Source organism: Brucella sp. 22210, from assembly GCF_052045675.1.
Lineage (GTDB): Bacteria > Pseudomonadota > Alphaproteobacteria > Rhizobiales > Rhizobiaceae > Brucella.
Genome location: NZ_JBQEPD010000012.1, coordinates 62,349 through 81,006, shown reverse-complemented (window position 1 = coordinate 81,006; position 18,658 = coordinate 62,349). Strand labels below are relative to the sequence as shown.

Genomic DNA, 18,658 nt, shown 5'->3' with positions numbered 1-18,658 from the left:
GTCTGTATTTTCTCATTGTACTTGTAGGCCGAACCTCCCAATCGGCCATCAGACAATGGACGATTATGTTGAGCACACCACTTCCTGCGATCTCGGGGCGGAAGAACCGCCGCTATGCCATTGCTTCGATGCGTGATCGTGAAGCGCTGGAAGCGACTTCTCTGGGCGACGTGACTGCTTTCGTTGAAGGCGACGGCAAGCGTCTGCGTCTGGCGAATACATTTCCGCTCATTGCGGTTGCCGCTTCCGATGAAGGCGCACACGAACTGAACACGATCCTGCAGCAGCTTTATCGCATGCGCACCATACCGGAAGTGCCGGTCGTGCGCGTCGATGAGGCCGGGCCGGAAACCGTGCCCATGCTGGTGACCCAGTTGCTGGAAAGCAGTCTGGACCGCCTTGTCGGGCATGTCAGCAAGGTGCATGCGGAACTTGCCATGCTGCGCCGCGAACGTGAAACGATGTTCGAAAATTATCGCGCCATCGAAGATGCCTTTCATGCGCGCAACTGGGATTCGTCGACCGAGATATTCAGCCACGCGCCTTTGGTGGACCCGAAGGATGAAGGCTTTGCGCGCTTGCTGCGCGAATCTGAAATCGAGCAGCTTTTTCCGGTTTCGAGCTATGCCGTGTCGGGCTTTGCGCTGCATTTCCGCGATCTGCCCGCCAACCGCAACGGTCAGCTGATTGTCACGCTGGACTATCTCGAAAACGGCGAGGGCATTGCCGAATGGCTGGTGCCTTATGGCACGCTGCATTCGGAGTGGAACTTCTTCTCGCTCCCGAAAGCGTGTGACGGCAGCCATCGCACCTTGCGGTTGCGTATTTCGGCGACGGGCGGTGTTCCGCCGGAATTATCGCTGGGCAATGTGATTGCCAATGAGCGCTACGCTGCGCGTGCCCGCATTCCGCATGCCGATCTCGATATGCGCCCGCTGGCACTGAGAATCTTTACGGGCCTGCCGGGCGTGCGTCCGGCATCACTGCCAAATGCCATCGTGCCGACCTCAATGATTAACGGTCGCAAGGTGGATGATTATCGTCTGCCGATCGAGCTGCTGCGCAATGTCTCCAATGTGTCGGTAACGCCGCTCACACCGGATTTCCCGACGGTTCGTTTTCTGGAACATGAAGACGCCATCGGTTGCCACCCGCTTGAAGAGGGCATCACCGCGGCTGCCATCCGCCGCGTGGTTGCGCCCGGAACGGTGCGGATTTCAGCCCGTGCTGTGATTGATCATCCGGAAGGCCAGCCCTGTGCGGTCGGTCTGCTGCTCGTCAATCTGGCGTCCGATGCGCAGGAAGAAATCGGCGCGCTGGCTTCCATGGACAGGCGGCGTTCGCAGGTTCTGTTCAGCGGCTGGTCGGAAGTGGCGCCCAATCGCTCCATCGACATCAACTTCATGCTCGAAGAGCCAATCGACCGGACGATGGATCTGGTTGTGTTGAGTAGGGCCGCCGGAGAGTCAGTCGATTTCTCCTGGTTGAAGGTGTTCAACTTCCGCCTCGTCAAGCATGTCGAAACCAGTCCCGCCCAAGAGGTACTGAAAGAGGCCGCGAATGTACGATAGATCGAAGGATTTGATCGTCGTCGCCATGCCGCTCTACGGACATGCGGCGCTGGCGCTTGAAGCGCTGGAGTCGATCCTCACATCGCAGACCGTGTTCCGCACGCAGATCGTGGTGTCGGTGGACGGTGATCCGCGACGCGAAGTGTTCGACAGCCTGGCGCTCTATTCCGCAGCGCATCCGAATATCCATGTGATCTTCGGCGAAAATGCAGGGCCGGGCGGGGCGCGTAACCGCGCTGTCGAATACATTCTCGAAGAGATGCCGGACGTTAAAGCGGTCTATTTTGTCGATGCCGACAACCGTGTTCAGCCGCATACCATTGATACACTTTACCGTAAGCTTCTCGCTTCCAATGCCGGCTGGGTCTACACGAATATCGACACGTTTTCGGTCAACTGGCGCGCCCATTATGGCGACAGCTATTCGCGGCTCATCCACTGTATCACGGACAATATTTGCGATACCGGCTCGATGATTTCTGCGGATGTGTTCCGCAGCGGCGTTCGCTTCGATGATGACCGCCAGAACGGTTTTGAAGACTGGGAATTCTGGCTTTCAGCCATTGAAGCTGGCTTTGTCGGTACGCCGTGTCATGACACCGGCTTCGAATATCGTCTCCGTGCTGAAAGCCGCTTCAAGGAAGCCAATCGCGACCGTTCCGGTTCGATCAACTTTCTGCGCAAGCGACATAAGGCGCTGTTCCGTCGCCCGACATTGGTCGGTTTCGAGCATGAGGAATGCCCGCGCTATGGTGTCATTCGTGCGGGCGAAGGCACGGTCAGTTTTTTCACTGACCCGAGCCTTGGCGCGACTGATCTCAAGTTCGACGATGCGATCCGGGCGTTCTGGGGCAGTGTGTCGGAACCCGACAATTTCCACTTCCCGCCCTTTCTCGCTTCATCCAACACTGAGACTCTAAAACTGCTGGCGCGCTCGCGGCTGTTTCCGAACATTCTGTCGCGACTGGAAAAGCTCTCCGAGCAGGCCAACATCGTTTTCGTGGAACTAACGAATGTTGAAAACGAGCGACGGATTGATACTGAAATCATGCCATCCGGCACACGACAGCCGCATGCCGATCTGATTTTCGTGTCGACCCGGCTGATCCGCGAGATCATCGAAAACGATGCGCTCAATTGGTTCGCATCGCTGGGCACACAGCAATTGTGGCCCACATCGGCGCGCATGAAAGTGCGCTTTCCGTTCCCGCGGGTCCGCCAGCGTCGCGCCTTGTCGCGACCGGAGCAATCCATGCTCAATCTGGTCACGTCGATCGCTACAAGCCCGCTGAAGCAGAGCGCGGCGATGCGCTGGACGTGGCGTCCGCGCCGCTTGCCCGCTTTGTCGGAAATGTATCAGGTGCTGCGCGATGAGCTTGGTGGTGGGCCTGTGCTGCCGCTCGCACATAATCCCGCGAAGAAAAAGACAGCTGCGGTTCTGGTGCCGAACGCATCGTTTGGCGGCGCGGAAAAGGTGGCCTATGCCGCAGGTCGCGAACTGAAGAATCAGGGTTTTGAAACCCACCTCTTTGTTCTCGGCAATGAACGCATGGATGTGCTGGACGAGTTCGACCAGTCCTTCGATTATCTCCACTTCTGGAAGGATGGCATTCCGGCCTGGGGCGATACGAATCGCTTCCTCGGGCAGGACTTCATCACGGAAGATCATCCGCTCGACTGGAGTATCCTGCGCGGTCAGCTTTCGGGCTTCGATCTGGTTGTGAACAACCACGTCATGGCTGCGCATCCGCTGATGGGCAAGCTGCGATCCGAAGGAACGCGCACGGCCTGTTATCTCCATGTGGTGGACGAAACGATCTTCCGCCGTCAGGCTGGACAACCCTATGCAGCCATCGCCTTTGAACATGCCTACGATGCGTTTCTGACCTGTTCAGATCAGCTGAAAATCTATCTGCACAGTTTTGGTGTGCCATTCGAGAAAGTCTTCTCGGTGCCGAACGGAGCAAGCTTCTCCATCGATGCGAAGCAGCGCGCACAGGTGACGGCTGCCCGCAAGGAAGGCCGAAAAGGCCGACCAATGCGCATCCTCTATATGGGCCGCCTTGACCGCCAGAAAGGCATCGACCGGCTGCATGACGCGATTATGAAGCTGAGAGAGCAGGGCATCTCTTTCGACGCGCAGGCGATTGGTGGGGAGATTCTCTCTGATGATCCGAGCGCATCCTGGATGACGAAGCTGCAAGAAGCGGGTGTCCGTGTGTCGCCCCCGGTCTTCGACGGCAAGGATATCGCGAACCATCTTGCCTGGGCCGATGTGCTTTTGATGCCTTCTCGTTGGGAAGGTGCGCCATTGATGATTGCCGAAGCGCAGCAGCTTGGCTGTGTGCCGGTGGCAACAGCGGTTGGTGCGGTTGATGAACTCATCAATCATGGCCGCGACGGCATCCTGATCCGCAATGGCAATGATGCGCAGATCGTCGCCGACATGACGCGCATCCTGACCATTCTTGCGCAAGACAATGACGCGCTGATGCGCACGGCTGAAGGCGCTTTGGCCTCGGCAGCGCACCGCACATGGAGCGCAGCATTTTCCAACTTCACGGATTGGGCCAATGAAATCAGCCCTGTCTATCCGAAATCCCGGTCTTCCCAACCGGATGTTGCAGACGATGCCAGCGCGATTGCCGTTCTCCCCGGCCGCGCAGTTGCCTGATTATACCAGAAAGGTCGACCTATGAGCCGCCCAGCCAACCCACGAATTCTCGTCACTGGCATCCCAAGCCATTTGACCCGCCTCATCCAGCGCGCGGAAAAAGCGCAGGTTTATTATTCGGAAAAACAACGCGTACCGGAATCCAAGGAAAACTTTATCCAGGAACTGAAGAACATCAGTAATACGGGTAATTATCTGATCGGCGAGGGCGCAATGACTGCCCTTCTGCCATCAGCAAAGCATATTCCGTTCTGGCACCTCTATAACTGCGTCAATAATGGTGCGGGTCTGGAAGAGATCAACAAGGAATTCGACATCTGCGTCTTCACCTGCGCCAATCTTCTGCGCAAGGGCCTGTCTGCGGATGCGGAAGCTCTGGTTTTGTCCAAACTGGACATGCCGGTGGTGATGCTCGGCATCGGCATCCAGAACCGCCCGGATATTGAAGGCGAAGACGGTCTGCCGGCCGGCACGAAGAAGCTTCTGGACGTGCTTAAATCCCGTGAGCATTATTTCCTCACGCGCGGCGAGAATGCTGCCGGGTATCTGCGCGATCAGGGCTTTTCCTATGTCCGCCCGGTTGGCTGTCCGTCGCTCTACTTCCGTCCCGACAATATGCGCAAGGCGATCAGCCGCCTGCCGGATGTGAAGGTGGGCGAGGGCCGCACCGTCTTTACCGGCTATATGGGCGCGGAGCTGGAAACCATCGGCGACATGAATGCGCTCAGCTCCGATGACGGGCGCTCGGCCTATGTCGTGCAGGATGAGCTTTTGCATTTCGACATGCAGCTTGAGCCTGACACCAATGGCCGCGCCTACGATTCAACGACGGGCGAGTTGGTTGGGCCGCTCACCTATAAAGGATCCGGTGATCTCAAGAAGAAGATCAGCGTTCACGCTTTTCTCGACACCAATCAATGGCGCGCCTGGTGCTCGACCATGGATTTCTCCTTCGGTCGCCGCTTCCACGGCAATGTCATTTCCATGCAGGCCGGTGTGCCGAGCCTGATGGTGGCCGTCGATGATCGCATGCGTGAAATGCTGAATTTCTCCGGTCTGCCAAAGATCGACGCCCGCGATCTCAACGCCGCCAACGACCGGCGCGCATTTGTGAGCGATCATATTGCGGCGATGAACATCCCCGACGTGATCGAAAAATATTCGGACCGCGAACGCAATTTCCGAAGCGCCCTTTCAGAAATCGGCATTGGATAACTCCCGATCCAAGAAGCCCTCTCATAACTCCAGCGAAGATGGATCATCATGCGCATAATGATCACCGGCATCCCGTCATATTTGATGCGGACCGTCGAAAGCGTTTCCGGGGCGAGCGTGAAGCATCGCCCCTATTTCGAACCCATCCGCACGAAGAAGGATGTGATCGATCAGGTCAAAAAGATTGCCAATACGGGCAATTATCTCATAGGCGAAGGTGCCGCCAACGCCGTGCGCGGCCACGACGTGACCTATGTTCCGTTCTGGCATCTCGCCAACAGCCTCAATTCGCCGGACACCTATGCGAAGCTCAATGAGAGCTTTGATCTATGCCTGTTCGCCTCGGCCAATCTCTTGCGTCCGGGCTATGCGGCAACGACAGAATCCTTCGTCTTCGAAAAGCTGAACATGCCGATTGTCGTCATGGGCATCGGCATTCAGAAGAAGGAAAATCTGAAGGAAGAGCTGCCGGAAGGCACACGCCGCTTCCTTGAAATTCTGCGCCGCAAGGAGAGCTTCTTCCTGACGCGTGGTCATTTCACGGCGGAATTCCTCAAGGATGCGGGCATGAAATATGTCCGTCCGACCGGCTGTCCGTCGCTCTATTACGCGCCGGATCAGATGAAACGCTCGCTGAGCCGCCTTGCCGATCCAAGCCTCGCTGACGCACAGAAAATCTCCTTCGGCGGCTATCTTGGCAGCGTTGCCGATACGATTGTGGATGCGCATGCACTGCTCGAAAAGGACAGTGTCGCAAGCTATGTCATTCAGGACGAAGTGATCGTCTACAATATGAACATGGCCGGCGAAGACCATTCCGAAGCTTATGATCAGGCTGCAAGCCGTATCACTGCACCCGTCGATTACAAGCATATGGAAAAATGGCAGCGCAAGAACGAGTTGCTGGTGTTCTTCGATACGCACAAATGGCGCAGCTGGATTTCCAGTCAGGATTTCGGCCTGAGCCGCCGCTTCCACGGCACGATTATCGGCATGCAGTCCGGCATTCCGGGGCTGATGATCGCCGTTGATGATCGTATGCGCGAAATGTTGGGCTTTGTCGGCTTTCCGCATATCGATGCCAGCGTCTGGAATCGCGAACCGCAGAAGAAGGCTTTTCTGCGCGACTTCCTTTCGAAGATCGACGTGCCTGCCGCCATCAATCGTTATTCGGAATGCGAAGCCAATTTCAACGGCGCGTTGAAGGATATCGGCATACGATGAAACTGACGGTCATGAGCACTGGGGGCAGGAAACGGGCAATCGCAGCGCTTTTGGGTGTTGTCCTGCTTGGCATAATGCCGAACGGTGCTCTTGCCGATACGCGTTTCGGCGTCAACCGGGTCAACATGGCCTGGTTGCCCGCCGCAGAGCGCGAACAGATTTTCGACCAGATGGTGAAGAATGGCGTCGTCGCTGTGAGGCTTTCGCTGACGCGACCCATCGACCAGAGCATCGATGCGGTGCGGGTTGCGCATGAAAAGAAGCTGGCCGTCTTGCTGGAAGTCTCGCTGAACAATGTGGATTTTTATCCGGAAGGCACCAAGCCCCGTTCGGGGCGAGGCCGGATCTGGGACATGTACAGGCTATCGGACATTGATCCGAAACGTTTCCAGGCAGCGATTGGTGATGCGCTTCAAAAGATCGATGCGCTTGGCGTGAAGCTGATCGGCGTCGAAACCGGCAATGAAATCAACTGGGGTGCCTATAATGGTGATCTGGCTATTTTGCCGAGTGAAAAGACAAAGACCGCTCGCTCGTTGAGTGAAATGGAAGAACTGCCCCTCGTGGAGAAGGGTGCGGAGAAATATGTCGAACTGCTGCGCGCCGTTCGTACTGAACTGGCGAAGACCAAGCTCAATGCAAACGCCAAGGTGATTTCAGCGGGGCTATCGGACATCCCCTTTGCTGATGCGGATCGGCGCGGGATCGATACGGTCGACCCGGAAGCCTTCACCGATCTTCTGAAAAAACACGGTCTCGATACCGTGGCTGATGGCTATGGCATCCACATTTATCCCGGCAGCAGCGGGACGCGTGCCGCGCGCGCCAAACATGTCAACAAAGCTCTTTCTTTCTGCGGCGGTGCCGATGGAAAGCCATGCTGGATTACCGAATGGGGCTTTGCCAACAAATCCAAGGCCTGTCCGGCAGATGACAGTAATCGCCAGCAACTGGTGGAGAAGGCGCGGGAACGCTTCCGTCAGATGATGGATAGCGGCCAGATCGCGGCCGCTTATTATTTCGATTGGGATGAGGGAACTTACGGCGTCTGGCGTTGCGGGGCTCTGACCCCGGCAGGTCAGGCTGCAACGGTGACGAAATGAAACTCAAGACTGTAATCATTGGCGGTTCCAACACCGTCATGCTGCCCGGCTATCTGCCGACCCTGCTTTCGACCATGGCGCGTCGCGGGGTGGAGCTGGATATCGTGGCTGATCTCGCTGTCGGTGGTACGACGAGCGCATTCGGGCTCTACCAGCTGAAGATTTTCGAGCAGCTTGAAGACTGCGAATTGCTGCTGATCGAATATGCGATCAACGATGCGTTCGTTTATGGCGACGAGCGCAGGCCCTTCCGGCATTGGGCGCGGTTCTATGAGGGGATCATTCGCTACGCGCTGGAGCGTAATCCAAATCTGCGGATCGCAACGCTCGTCTTCGGCGCGCGCAACGGGTCGTTCCTGAACTCGGTTCCGTCTATTGATGCGGGCATCAATTACATCTCGCAATGGTATGGCACGATCTGCGCCGATGTTTCGCGCATGCTGATGCAGCAATATGGCCGCGATGCCGTGACCAACCCGTCTTTCTATCTCGATCAGGGGCATTATGCGCGTCCCATCAGTACAACTATCGTTGCCAACTTGATTGCCGATGTGCTGGAACCGGCGCTGTCCACCGCCCATCGCCCGAAGGCGCTGCCCTTTGCCATCGATCCTGACCACTTCGCCAATGCGCGCGCCTTGAGCGGCGTGCAGCTATGCAAACGGCTGGGACGGACGCCGGTGGAATATAGCAATCGTCGCTTTTCGATTTCGGCAATTGACCTTGGCACTGACCGAATGCGCTTTGAGGTTGATAATGGACAGTTGCTGGCGGTTGGCTATGTCTGCGATCCACGCACGTCACCGCTAGATGTGCGCATCGGCGACGAGTTGCACCGCGCTGCCATGATGAAAGGCGGTGTGCGTGATGGAACCTACAAGTTCCTCGCCTCAATGCTTAGCTTCGAGTTTCTCTATGGTGCCAGTCTGCTTGATGCGCGGGGCAATGTGGCGTTGACACTTTCCAGTGCGGATAGTGATGTGGAGCATAAGCTGCACGTTCCGAAAGACAGTGTTCGTCAGGATGAACTGCCAGCTGAACCGGTTTTGCCGATCTCCGGCATATTGTTTTCCGGCAATCTGAAGGTCATGTCGCTGGAAAAGAAAGCCGTGATGAGCGAGCCCCTTTCGGAAGCAGCACAATAGACGCTACTCGACGAAAATCTTGACGCTTGCCGCACGGCCTGCCGCATCGATGACGGTCAGGGTTGAATAGCCCGTACCATCCGGTTGCCAGGTGGCGGTGCGGCGGCGTTCAGGTTCTGCGACGGGCTTGCCGTTGGCGAGCCATCGAAACGGTGCGCGGCCACCCTGCAATTTTAGCACGAGCGGCGAGGCGGTTTCAGTTAGCGCCTTCAAGTCCACATGTGCGCCATCCGGCGGAAAGATAATGCGCGGCGCGGGTTCCGTGGACGCCTTCAACACCGGGAGCGGATCGCTGGCCGATGAAAAACGTGTCTGCGTTACCGGCAGGTCGGCACGTGCTGTTCGGAATGCTCCAGCTGGCGCGCGCGGCAAGGGCACTGAGACCACACCCGACTTGACGAATGCATCGAACAGGATCGGTGCGGCAGATGCATAACCGGCAAGGCCCGGCACGGAGCCGCCATCGGCACGCCCGACCCAGACGCCCAGAACATAACGCCCGTCATAGCCGACCGACCACGCGTCGCGATATCCATAGGATGTGCCGGTCTTGTAGGCGAGGCCGCGGCGCGGTGCACCTTGCGGCGGCACGACACCTGCCAGAATATCTCCGATCTGCCATGACGCCTGTTCGGTGAGAATGGGGCCGGACGGTTGCGTCGGCTCAGCTGTTTCTGTTCCGTCACGCAAGGCGGCGCCACGCCCGCCATTGGCAAGCCCGGTATAAAGCTGCACCAGATCGCGCAGGCTGATACCAGCACCCCCGAGCCCGATAGCGAGACCGGGCGCTTCGTTCTTCGGCAGTTGCAGATTGATGCCCGCCTGCCGGAACCGCGTGGTCAAACGGGCAGGACCAATGGCGTCCAACAGGCTGACAGTCGGGACATTCAGCGACATTTGCAGCGCTTGTCGGATGCTGACATCGCCCTGATAGCTCATGTCGAAATTGCGCGGTCGATAACCGGCAAAGTCCTGCGGGCGGTCTTCAATGATGGTTTCCTGCGCGATCATGCCCTGTTCGAAGGCAAGCCCATAGATGAAGGGCTTTAGCGTCGATCCGGGTGAACGGACAGCGCGGGTCATATCGATCCAGCCTTGCCGTCTGCCATCGAAATAATTCGCCGATCCCACTTCGCCGAGAATGTTGCCGTTACGGCTATCGGCCAGCACCATAGCAACCGACACTTTCGGTCCCAGTTTTGATGCTGCTTCGCGGGCCGATGCTTCGAGACCACGCTGGACGGATTTCTTCAGCGTCAGTTTGTGACGGGCTTCGGTCGGTGCTTTTTTGAGCGCCAGATCGGCAAAATGCGCAGCCAGTGCCGGGAGAGCATGACGGGTGGCGGAGATTGCCTCACGTTTTCCCCGTTCGGCTTCGTCGGTGGTCAGGACATCGGCCTGAACCATTCGCGTCAAAACGCGATCACGCGCTGCGCGTGCAGTGCTCGCGGCGCGGTCCGGGCGGCGACGTTCCGGCAATTGCGGCAAAGCCACTAGCATGGCGGCTTCCGAAGTGGAGAGCCGCAGTGGCTCCTTTCCGAAATAGGCGAGCGATGCCGAGCGCACGCCTTCCAGATTGCCGCCATAGGGGGCGAGCGTCAGATAGCGCTCCAATATCTGGTCCTTGCTCAGGCGGCGCTCAATCTGCACGGCACGGGCAAGCTGACGGAATTTGGAGCCGAAGCTGCGGCTTTCGCGTGGTTCTATCAGCCGGGCGAGCTGCATCGAGAGCGTGGAGCCGCCGGACACGATACGCTGGTTACCAGCAAGCTGCACCGCTGCACGCGCCAAGGCCCAAAGATCGATACCGCTGTGATCGTAGAAACGCTTATCCTCATAGGCGATCAGCATTTTCACGAATTTCGGATCGACATCTTCAATGCGCGTGTTGAGACGCCAATAGCCGTCTGGTGTCGCATAAGCGCGCAACAATTCGCCGTCGCGATCCATCACTTCCGTGGATATCGTCAGACGTTCAGGCAAGGGAGGAGGAAAAGCGCGGTCAAGCCAATCAAGGCTGACCGTCGCAAGAGCGGCGATGCCTAGAAGTGCGGCACCGCCAATCGCTATTTTCCATCGCCGTTTCATGTGTTGATCGTGGCCCCACCGAAAAGGTTATGGTGCAGCAACCTCCATCATTCCGGTTGCCGTGCGGGCGGAATATTGCGGACGATACATGTCTTCCACCGTGGCTGCCGGATGGGTGTAAAGCCCCGGCGTCACCGCACGCACCACATAAGCAAGCACGATCTGCTTTTTCTCACCTGCCGAACGGTCGAATGCTGCGACAAAGCGATCATCGCGGAATTCGAGATGCGCCGCCTCGGTGCTTTCAAGCCACGGGAAATTGCCGAGATCGGCACTGGAAACCAGACCCGGATTATCGATCTCCAGACCTGCAGGCAGAAGATCGGTGACCAGCAGGCGCGACTGCCATTGTTGCAGATCGTCGATCTTCAACACCACCACAAAACGCTCGTTCTGGTTGATGCCCGTGATGTTGGCTTCCTGTCCGTCGAGCGTGTAATAGGCGCGTTCGACGTTGAAGCCTTCGCCACCGGCAGGCAGCGATTGTGCGGGCGGCGCAACGGCTGTCACCACGGCATCCACGGCATCGCTGCCCCGGTTCGTTACGACAAGCGGCTGGGCTTCGAGCGCATTGCCGTTGACCCGTTCGGAGAAAGCGCCTTCATGAGTGGTGCCGTTAATGTCGAGATTGATCGCGGCATTGTTCTCCTTGAGACCACGGGCGGCGAGCAGCATCCATGCCTGATCCTGCGTGCTGAGATATTTCGTCTGATCGCGCTCGTAACCAACCAACGTGACGAGCGAAGGCAGCATTTTCGGTGCAGGCTTGCTTTCTGCCGCAAGCGCCAGCATGGCCGCACCATCACGCAGCCGCGAACCATAATCGGAGCGATTATAGTCGTATGCCGTGTTGGTGCTTGCACGGTCGAGAGCGACGTTGAACACCCGGTCTGAACGCTGTTGGTCGCCATAAAGCGCCAGACCTGCGGCCAGTTGGGCAATCGCCATCGGACTTGTGAAGTTATCGAGCTGGGTATCCGCGTAATAACGCAGATCGCCGACCGATGCCTTCTTGTTGCGCGCCAGCACATAGAGCGAGTAGGCGATCTCGTTGCCACGATCCTTGGCGTCGGTTGTGTAGCCGAGCGCATTTTGCAGATTGGACAGGCCCGAGAGCAGGGCCTCCTGCGGAACCACATAGCCCTTTTCGCGGGCACGGGTGAGAAAGTCGGTGACATAGGCATCGAGCCACAGATCACCGGAACCCGGTCCCCACAGGCCGAACGAGCCGGACGAAGACTGATAGCTCAGAACGCGATAGATTGCGTCCTGCACACGCTTCTTCAGTTCATCCTGATCGCCAAGTCCGGCGCTTGCTTCGGAGCCTGCCGCCATTTCGCTCAAGTAAAGCAGGGGCAGGGCGCGGCTCGTCGTCTGCTCGGCGCAACCATATGGATAGCGGTCGAGCGCCATCAGAAGCGACGGCACGTCGAACGCCGCGCTGCGGGTGATACCGACGCTGACAAAAGCACCGTCGAGCAGGCTTTCCGAGAGCAGGCCGCCATCGATCTTGAGGCTACCGCCATTGGCCGGAAGGCTGACCACCTGACGTGTCGTGACTGGCAGATCGATCGGGCGCACCGGTAGTGACAGGTTCTGTTCGATGGACAGTCCGGCATCATTAGCGAGGCGTATCGTAATATTGCCCTGTCCCGTTTTCTGTGCGTTGAGCGGCACCGCGACGGATTGGCGTTTGCCACCGGCAAGCGCGAGCGTGTCAGGATAAGAGCCGATTTCCGTGCCGAGATTGTCGCTGGTTTCGACACTCAGACGATAATTTCCGTCAGGCGCATCCGTATTGGCGATATCGAGGCGCAGTGTCGCCTGATCTCCCGGCGCCATGAAGCGCGGCAGGCCAGCCGTAATGACAACCGGATCTCGCACGATCACATCGCTGGATGCGTGACCAACGGCCTTGCTTGTCCATGCCACGGCCATGACGCGGGCGGTTCCGTTGAACTGCGGGATATCGAAATCAACGGTTGCCTTGCCATCGCTATCCAGCTCGACAGGACCGGAGAAGAGCGCAACCAGCTTTTCGGTCGGCGGGCTGCCTTCCGCAGCCATGTTGCCACCGTCACCGCCGGTGCGCAGCTTGCCGGTTGTGCCAAGCGAACCATCGATAAGGCGTCCATACATGTCGCGCAGTTCAAGGCCGAGCTGGCGCTGGCCAAAGAACCAGTTTTCCGGGTTCGGAGCCTGATAACGTGTCAGGTTTAGTATGCCGACATCGACAGCGGCAACCATGACATAGGCCTGCTCGCCGCCTGCATCTTCTACCGAAACGGGAACCGAGAGCGTGCCGCGCGGTGTGATTTTCTCTGGCGGCGTCAGCTTGACGGCCAGTTGTTTGTCGGCGGGATCTACCTTCAGCCATTTGAGGCCAATGGCGCGGGCGGGCATGCGGCTTTCCTGCGCGCTGCCCGGGCGGAACAGCGTTGCGGTGACGTAAGCACCAGCGCCCCAGTTTTCGCCGACTGGAATGTCGATGGTTGCACCGTCAGCCGATACACTCTCGCTGATGGTCGTCAGCAGCTTTTCCGCGCCGATGGTGATCAGCAGCTCCCCGGCAAAACGCGGGCTGATCTTAAGCTTTGCCGTTTCACCGGCTGCGTAATGATCTTTGTCGAGCGCGATTTCGAGGCCATCCGGCGTTTCCGTTGAGGTCGCGGCCACATACCAGCCCGCGTCGAATTCGTAGCTTGAAGCCGGACCGGAAGCGTCGCCCGTCTCGATTTCAAGACGATAGCGACCCCAATCGACCGGCTGGGTGATGCTGGCTTCCGCATCAGCCTTGAGGTCGATCTTGCCGGTTGCAACCGACTTGGTGAAGGTGACTGGCTCGTAGTTCCAGCTATTGCCGCTGCGATACCATTGGTAATTGCGCTCAACCTTCACAAGCGACCAGACGGCACCGTCAAGGTTCGTGCGGTTGCCGTTGGCATCCGAAGCGATGAAACTAAATTTCGCAGTGCCGCCTTGCGGAACTTCGTCACCGGAGAAATCCGGTCTGATGCCGATCATCGATCCTTGCGGACGAACGGCAAGGTCGAGCTTGCGTTCCACAGCACGACCACCGCTTTCGCGCATGCGGACGGTGACGGCTGCATTGATAAGACGGGTGGTGGATGGCAGGTCATCGATCACGACCGGGAAGGTCGCCTTGCCATCGTCACCAACCTTGGGCAACTGATCCAGCGGCAGGCGGGTGGCTTCGCCCTGACCTTCGTCGGCCAGCCCGAAATAATAGCCCTTGAAACGGTCCCAGTCGCGCTTGGTCGAAAGTGTGACTTCGCCTTCGAGCGCCAATCCGGCGGCCGGTGCGCCATAGAGGAAACGGCCATCGACGGTCACATTGGCGGCTTCGCCACTGGCGATTTCCGGCTTGTCGGATGTTAGGTCGAACTCAATGCGGTCCGGCACGAAATCTTCAACCAGGAACATTTGCGAGGCGACAGCCGGCTGTTTCGGATCGGTGTAGATATTCATGTTCCATGTGCCGCGCATGGCATTGGCGGCCAATGTCAGATCGACGGAATGTCCGCCAGCCTTGCTGCTATCCGATACAAGGCGACGATCTTCCACGCCGTCCGGGCGCGTGAAGATGAAGGTCAGCGGCAGGTTGTCGACGGCGAGCGACGCATCATCCCGGGCAAGCGCTGCGGCATGAACCACTTCGCCTGCGCGATAGATGCCGCGTTCGGTCCAGGCATAAACGTCGAGCGCCTTGGGCGCTGCGCGCCCGGTGACACCGCGATCAGAAAGATCGAATCCTGCACGCGCCATATCAAGGAAGACAAAATCATCTTCACCCTGATTGGCCATCAGCACGGCAGGAACCATGCCATCGGTGCCGCGCGTGAGACCAGCGGTAAAGGTAGCGCGACCGTCGCGATCAGTTGTCGCTTCGCCCAACACTTCGTTGTTGCGAGCTAGCAATGTCAGCTTGACGCCGGACAGTGGTTCCGCCGTTTCGAGCGAACGCGCGAAGACATTGATGCCGTCCTGACCCGTATAGGTTGAAAGCCCGATATCCGACACAACGAACCACTGGGTCGCCTTGGTGTCATAGCTTTCGCCGCTCGCCTTGATCGGCTCTGCGGTCAGCACGTAGACGCCGGGCTTCCGCTGCGGCAGGGCTTCATCAATCGGGAAACTGGTGGTGACTTCCTTGTTCAGCTCTGCGGCTGCAGTGTCGATTTGGCCTTCCCAGACGGGTGCGCCCATCTGGTCAGAAATCGTGCTGACGTCATAGCCGTCGAGCTGACGCAGAAACTGGTAGCCGGACAAAAGCTGCGCCAGCGAACGGTCGCCGATGCGATAGAGCTTCACTTTGGCCGCGCTCATATTGACGCTGACCAGTGGAATGCCGCGACGCGCCTTGGCAGGCAGCACAAAGCTGTCGCCGGTAAAGCGCACCGATGGAGCACGGTCCTGCACATAGACGGACAGGGTTACCGGTGCTGGCAGCGTCTCGCCAATAGCAGCAGGCAAACCGGCGCGGAAGGTGACGCTGTAGGTGCGGCCATGTTTCAGACCTTCGACGCAGATCTGGCGATCCTTGGCTTCAATAGCCTTGGGTGCGGCGCTGTCCAATGTCACGAAGCTGGAATAGTCGGTGCCGCTTTTGACCAGTTCTTCGGAAAACTGCGCGCAGATGCGTGGCGATGCATTGTCGTTATCGACACTGTGGTCGACGATGCGGAAACCCTTGCGCGCCTTGAGGTCTTCATAGGCGGCGCGGACCGAAGCCGAATTAACGAGATTGAGGCTCGCATCATAGGCCTGAAGGGCAGGGCGGGACAATTCGCGACGGTCAAGCGCTTGCGCCATCGCATTCAGTGCATCGGCGCGCGCGGCCTTGCTGCGCGAGGTCTGATAGCCGTTCCATGCTGCCGATGTGGCGTCGCGCTTGAACTTGGCGGTTTCTTCGCTGTTGGAAGGTTCTGTTGCCAAAGTGGCCAGAGCCAGACCGGTCCAGAGCGTGCTGTCGTCAGGCGAAGCGCCGGCTGCAGCGGCAAACTTTTCCATCGCCGTGCGTGGATCGCTATTGGCAAGTGCGGAGGCAGCTTCCGCCTTCAGCGTGCTGAGGCCTTCGCCACCGTCCGCAGCCAGAATAGTGGTGCGGAAACGGCGGGCTTCATCGACAAGATTATCCGCGAAGAACGTAACTGCTGGTGGCGCGCCGATGTCGGCCTTGGCTGTGTCCTTGGTGGCGCCCGATACAACCTTACCGGCAATGGAGCCGACCGAAGGATTGAGCTTGTTGAAATCCGTCTTGAGGAAGCACCATTTGACCTTCGGATTATAGGTGAAGGCACGGCAGGCATTGTCACCGAGGCAGGTGCTCTTGCACTGGTCCAGTGTCACGTTCTTCTGGGTCCGTAGATCGAAGCCGAAATAATCGCTGTCTTCGGTGATTTCGATACGACGGGTTTCAGCGGCGTTCGACGGAGTGGGCGCAATGGCAAGCCCTGCGGTCAAACCAGTGATTGCAGCCAGCGTCAGGAAAACCTGTGCCCAAAGCGCACGACCCTGCTGCCGTTTGAAACCGTTAAGCATTTGCCTCTCCTTGCGATTTCGGTGCCCGACCACTGTCCCCTGGAAGAGCGGAAAGAATCTGCGCCATGTGAAGCTTGCCCACAACCCAGAGTCAAGTTGCTTTGCTAATATATACAATGTTCAATCATCATCACCCGCAATTATGACGGCTGTTCCGGCGCATCCGACAAGCGTGCTTTTGGCGTGCAAATTGAATGAGACGTGTCGCGATTGAGACTGAGCCTTGCTCCCATCGCCGTTACGTTTTCACTTTCTGACATCTTCGTTTGTTGTCCAACCTGGAGGAGGTAGACATGAGCAGGAACCGTGGCGTCGTCTATATGCGACCCGGAAAAGTCGAAGTACGTGACATCGAAGATCCGGTGCTGTCTGCACCCGATGGGAGGAAACTGGGTCACGGTGTCATTCTGAAAGTCATCTCGACCAATATATGCGGGTCGGACCAGCATATGGTGCGCGGACGCACGACGGCGATGCCGGGGCTTGTGCTTGGCCATGAGATTACCGGCGAAGTCATTGAGAAGGGTTCCGATGTCGAGATGCTCGAGGTCGGCGACATCGTTTCCGTGCCGTTCAATGTTGCCTGCGGTCGTTGCCGCTGCTGCAAGGAGCAGGACACCGGCGTCTGTCTGACCGTCAATCCGTCGCGCGCTGGCGGTGCCTATGGTTATGTCGATATGGGCGGCTGGATCGGTGGGCAGGCCCGTTACGTCATGGTGCCTTACGCCGATTTCAATCTGCTGAAATTCCCGGATCGTGACCGGGCGATGGAGAAGATCCGCGATCTCACCATGTTGTCGGATATTCTGCCGACCGGTTTTCACGGTGCGGTCAAGGCGGGTGTCGGTGTAGGCTCGGTGGTCTATGTGGCCGGTGCCGGACCAGTCGGTCTGGCAGCCGCAGCCTCGGCGCGCATTCTCGGCGCTGCCGTCGTGATGGTCGGAGACTTCAACAAGGAACGTCTGGACCATGCCCGCAAGGTCGGTTTCGAGCCGATTGATCTTTCCGCCAGCGACCGTCTGGGCGATATGATCGCGGAAGTCACCGGCAGCAATGAGGTGGACAGCGCCATTGACGCGGTGGGCTTCGAGGCCAGAGGCCATAGCGGCGGCGAACAGCCTGCTATCGTGCTGAACCAGATGATGGAAATCACGCGCCCTGCCGGTTCGGTTGGCATTCCGGGCCTCTATGTGACGGAAGATCCGGGTGCGGTGGATGGTGCGGCCAAGCAGGGCAGCCTGTCGCTTCGCTTCGGGCTCGGCTGGGCCAAGGCGCAGTCGTTCCATACGGGGCAGACGCCGGTTCTGAAATATAACCGGCAGTTGATGCAGGCGATCCTGCACGGCCGTCTAAACATTGCTGAAATCGTCAATGCGGAAGTCATTTCGCTTGAAGACGCAGCCGCTGGTTATGAGAGCTTCGACCAGGGCGTGGCGAAGAAGTTTGTGCTTGATCCGCACGGTATGCTCGGCAAGGCCGCGTAACCTTGCGAAGCACAGAAGCGCTGCGCCCCCGCGCAGCGCTTCTGTTGTCGCCTATTCCGCGTCGCTACGCTAAAACAACAGGCGGTAGCAACGATGCGGAGATTTCAACATGACCGATATTCGCCTCAAACGGATCTATGAAGCGCCGTCAAGCGACGATGGTTATCGGGTTCTGGTCGATCGTGTCTGGCCGCGCGGCATGACCAAGGAAAAGGCCGCTATCGATCTTTGGGCAAAAGATATCGCTCCGTCCACCGATCTTCGCAAATGGTTCAATCATGATCCGGCAAAGTGGGAGGAGTTTCAAAAGCGCTATTATGCCGAACTGCAAGATAAGTTGTCGGACCTCAAAACTCTGGTTGCCAAAGCCGGTAATGCGCCGCTGACATTGCTTTATGGCGCGAAGGACGAGGAACACAATCAAGCCGTTGTGCTGTATGAATTCATACAGAAGATGCACCTCGATTAAATTATTAGATATTTCTAATATAGTATTGAATATATGCACAAAAGTAGCATTCTTTATGAAGAATCATCGCTGATTTCAGATCGGCTGCTCTGTGATATAATCGCCCTCCGTCTATAGGATGCA

The 18,658-nt window shown here is 58.0% G+C and carries 10 protein-coding genes; 8 read left to right on the top strand and 2 right to left on the bottom strand.

What is annotated here, in order from left to right; all coding sequences use genetic code 11:
* Positions 1 to 65: 65 nt before the first annotated feature.
* From ACTJKP_RS16165 to ACTJKP_RS16140, 6 genes are read left to right on the top strand one after another with little or no spacing between them, the layout of a single operon-like run.
* Entirely contained in the window at positions 66 to 1,571 is a 1,506-nt protein-coding gene (locus tag ACTJKP_RS16165) for a DUF6212 domain-containing protein (RefSeq protein WP_440631378.1), read from the top strand.
* Positions 1,561 to 4,245, top strand: coding sequence for a glycosyltransferase (locus ACTJKP_RS16160; protein ID WP_440631377.1), 2,685 nt, complete (start codon positions 1,561 to 1,563; stop codon positions 4,243 to 4,245). Before ACTJKP_RS16165 ends, ACTJKP_RS16160 begins: the two co-directional genes overlap by 11 nt.
* A 21-nt stretch (positions 4,246 to 4,266) precedes the next feature.
* A complete protein-coding gene (locus ACTJKP_RS16155; RefSeq protein WP_113533472.1) occupies positions 4,267 to 5,460 on the top strand; it encodes a polysaccharide pyruvyl transferase family protein in 1,194 nt (397 codons plus the stop codon).
* Positions 5,461 to 5,508: 48 nt separating this feature from the next.
* Positions 5,509 to 6,684, top strand: a complete 1,176-nt coding sequence (locus tag ACTJKP_RS16150) for a polysaccharide pyruvyl transferase family protein (protein WP_078337039.1) — start codon at positions 5,509 to 5,511, stop codon at positions 6,682 to 6,684.
* Positions 6,681 to 7,787 (top strand): glycosyl hydrolase, encoded by a 1,107-nt coding sequence (locus ACTJKP_RS16145; protein ID WP_440631376.1) that lies wholly within the window; start codon positions 6,681 to 6,683, stop codon positions 7,785 to 7,787. The genes ACTJKP_RS16150 and ACTJKP_RS16145 overlap by 4 nt, the downstream gene beginning before the upstream one ends.
* Positions 7,784 to 8,932 carry an SGNH/GDSL hydrolase family protein gene (locus tag ACTJKP_RS16140; RefSeq protein ID WP_440631375.1) on the top strand — a complete coding sequence of 383 codons (1,149 nt, stop codon included), beginning with the start codon at positions 7,784 to 7,786 and terminating at the stop codon, positions 8,930 to 8,932. The genes ACTJKP_RS16145 and ACTJKP_RS16140 overlap by 4 nt, the downstream gene beginning before the upstream one ends.
* Positions 8,933 to 8,935: 3 nt before the next feature.
* Here ACTJKP_RS16140 and pbpC read toward each other — a convergent pair whose 3' ends face one another.
* Positions 8,936 to 11,020, bottom strand: a complete 2,085-nt coding sequence (gene pbpC / locus ACTJKP_RS16135) for a penicillin-binding protein 1C (RefSeq protein ID WP_440631374.1) — start codon at positions 11,018 to 11,020, stop codon at positions 8,936 to 8,938.
* A gap of 27 nt (positions 11,021 to 11,047) precedes the next feature.
* The gene (locus tag ACTJKP_RS16130) at positions 11,048 to 16,582 is read right to left on the bottom strand and encodes an alpha-2-macroglobulin family protein (RefSeq protein ID WP_440631373.1); all 5,535 of its coding nucleotides are present in this window, start codon (positions 16,580 to 16,582) and stop codon (positions 11,048 to 11,050) included.
* A gap of 293 nt (positions 16,583 to 16,875) precedes the next feature.
* On the opposite strand from ACTJKP_RS16130, the gene fdhA reads away from it, so the two are divergent.
* Complete coding sequence (gene fdhA, locus ACTJKP_RS16125; protein WP_113533470.1) at positions 16,876 to 18,066, top strand: formaldehyde dehydrogenase, glutathione-independent; 1,191 nt, start codon at positions 16,876 to 16,878, stop codon at positions 18,064 to 18,066.
* A 109-nt stretch (positions 18,067 to 18,175) separates the two neighbouring features.
* Positions 18,176 to 18,535 carry a DUF488 domain-containing protein gene (locus tag ACTJKP_RS16120; RefSeq protein WP_440631372.1) on the top strand — a complete coding sequence of 120 codons (360 nt, stop codon included), beginning with the start codon at positions 18,176 to 18,178 and terminating at the stop codon, positions 18,533 to 18,535.
* Positions 18,536 to 18,658 lie beyond the last annotated feature (123 nt).

Bases quoted from the DNA above. Each gene is read 5' to 3' on its own strand.
- ACTJKP_RS16140 (WP_440631375.1), top strand. From the start codon at position 7,784: ATGAAACTCAAGACTGTAATCATTGGCGGTTCCAACACCGTCATGCTG.
- ACTJKP_RS16160 (WP_440631377.1), top strand. From the start codon at position 1,561: ATGTACGATAGATCGAAGGATTTGATCGTCGTCGCCATGCCGCTCTAC.
- ACTJKP_RS16130 (WP_440631373.1), bottom strand. From the start codon at position 16,582: ATGCTTAACGGTTTCAAACGGCAGCAGGGTCGTGCGCTTTGGGCACAG.
- ACTJKP_RS16120 (WP_440631372.1), top strand. From the start codon at position 18,176: ATGACCGATATTCGCCTCAAACGGATCTATGAAGCGCCGTCAAGCGAC.
- ACTJKP_RS16150 (WP_078337039.1), top strand. From the start codon at position 5,509: ATGCGCATAATGATCACCGGCATCCCGTCATATTTGATGCGGACCGTC.
- fdhA (WP_113533470.1), top strand. From the start codon at position 16,876: ATGAGCAGGAACCGTGGCGTCGTCTATATGCGACCCGGAAAAGTCGAA.
- ACTJKP_RS16155 (WP_113533472.1), top strand. From the start codon at position 4,267: ATGAGCCGCCCAGCCAACCCACGAATTCTCGTCACTGGCATCCCAAGC.
- ACTJKP_RS16165 (WP_440631378.1), top strand. From the start codon at position 66: ATGTTGAGCACACCACTTCCTGCGATCTCGGGGCGGAAGAACCGCCGC.
- ACTJKP_RS16145 (WP_440631376.1), top strand. From the start codon at position 6,681: ATGAAACTGACGGTCATGAGCACTGGGGGCAGGAAACGGGCAATCGCA.
- pbpC (WP_440631374.1), bottom strand. From the start codon at position 11,020: ATGAAACGGCGATGGAAAATAGCGATTGGCGGTGCCGCACTTCTAGGC.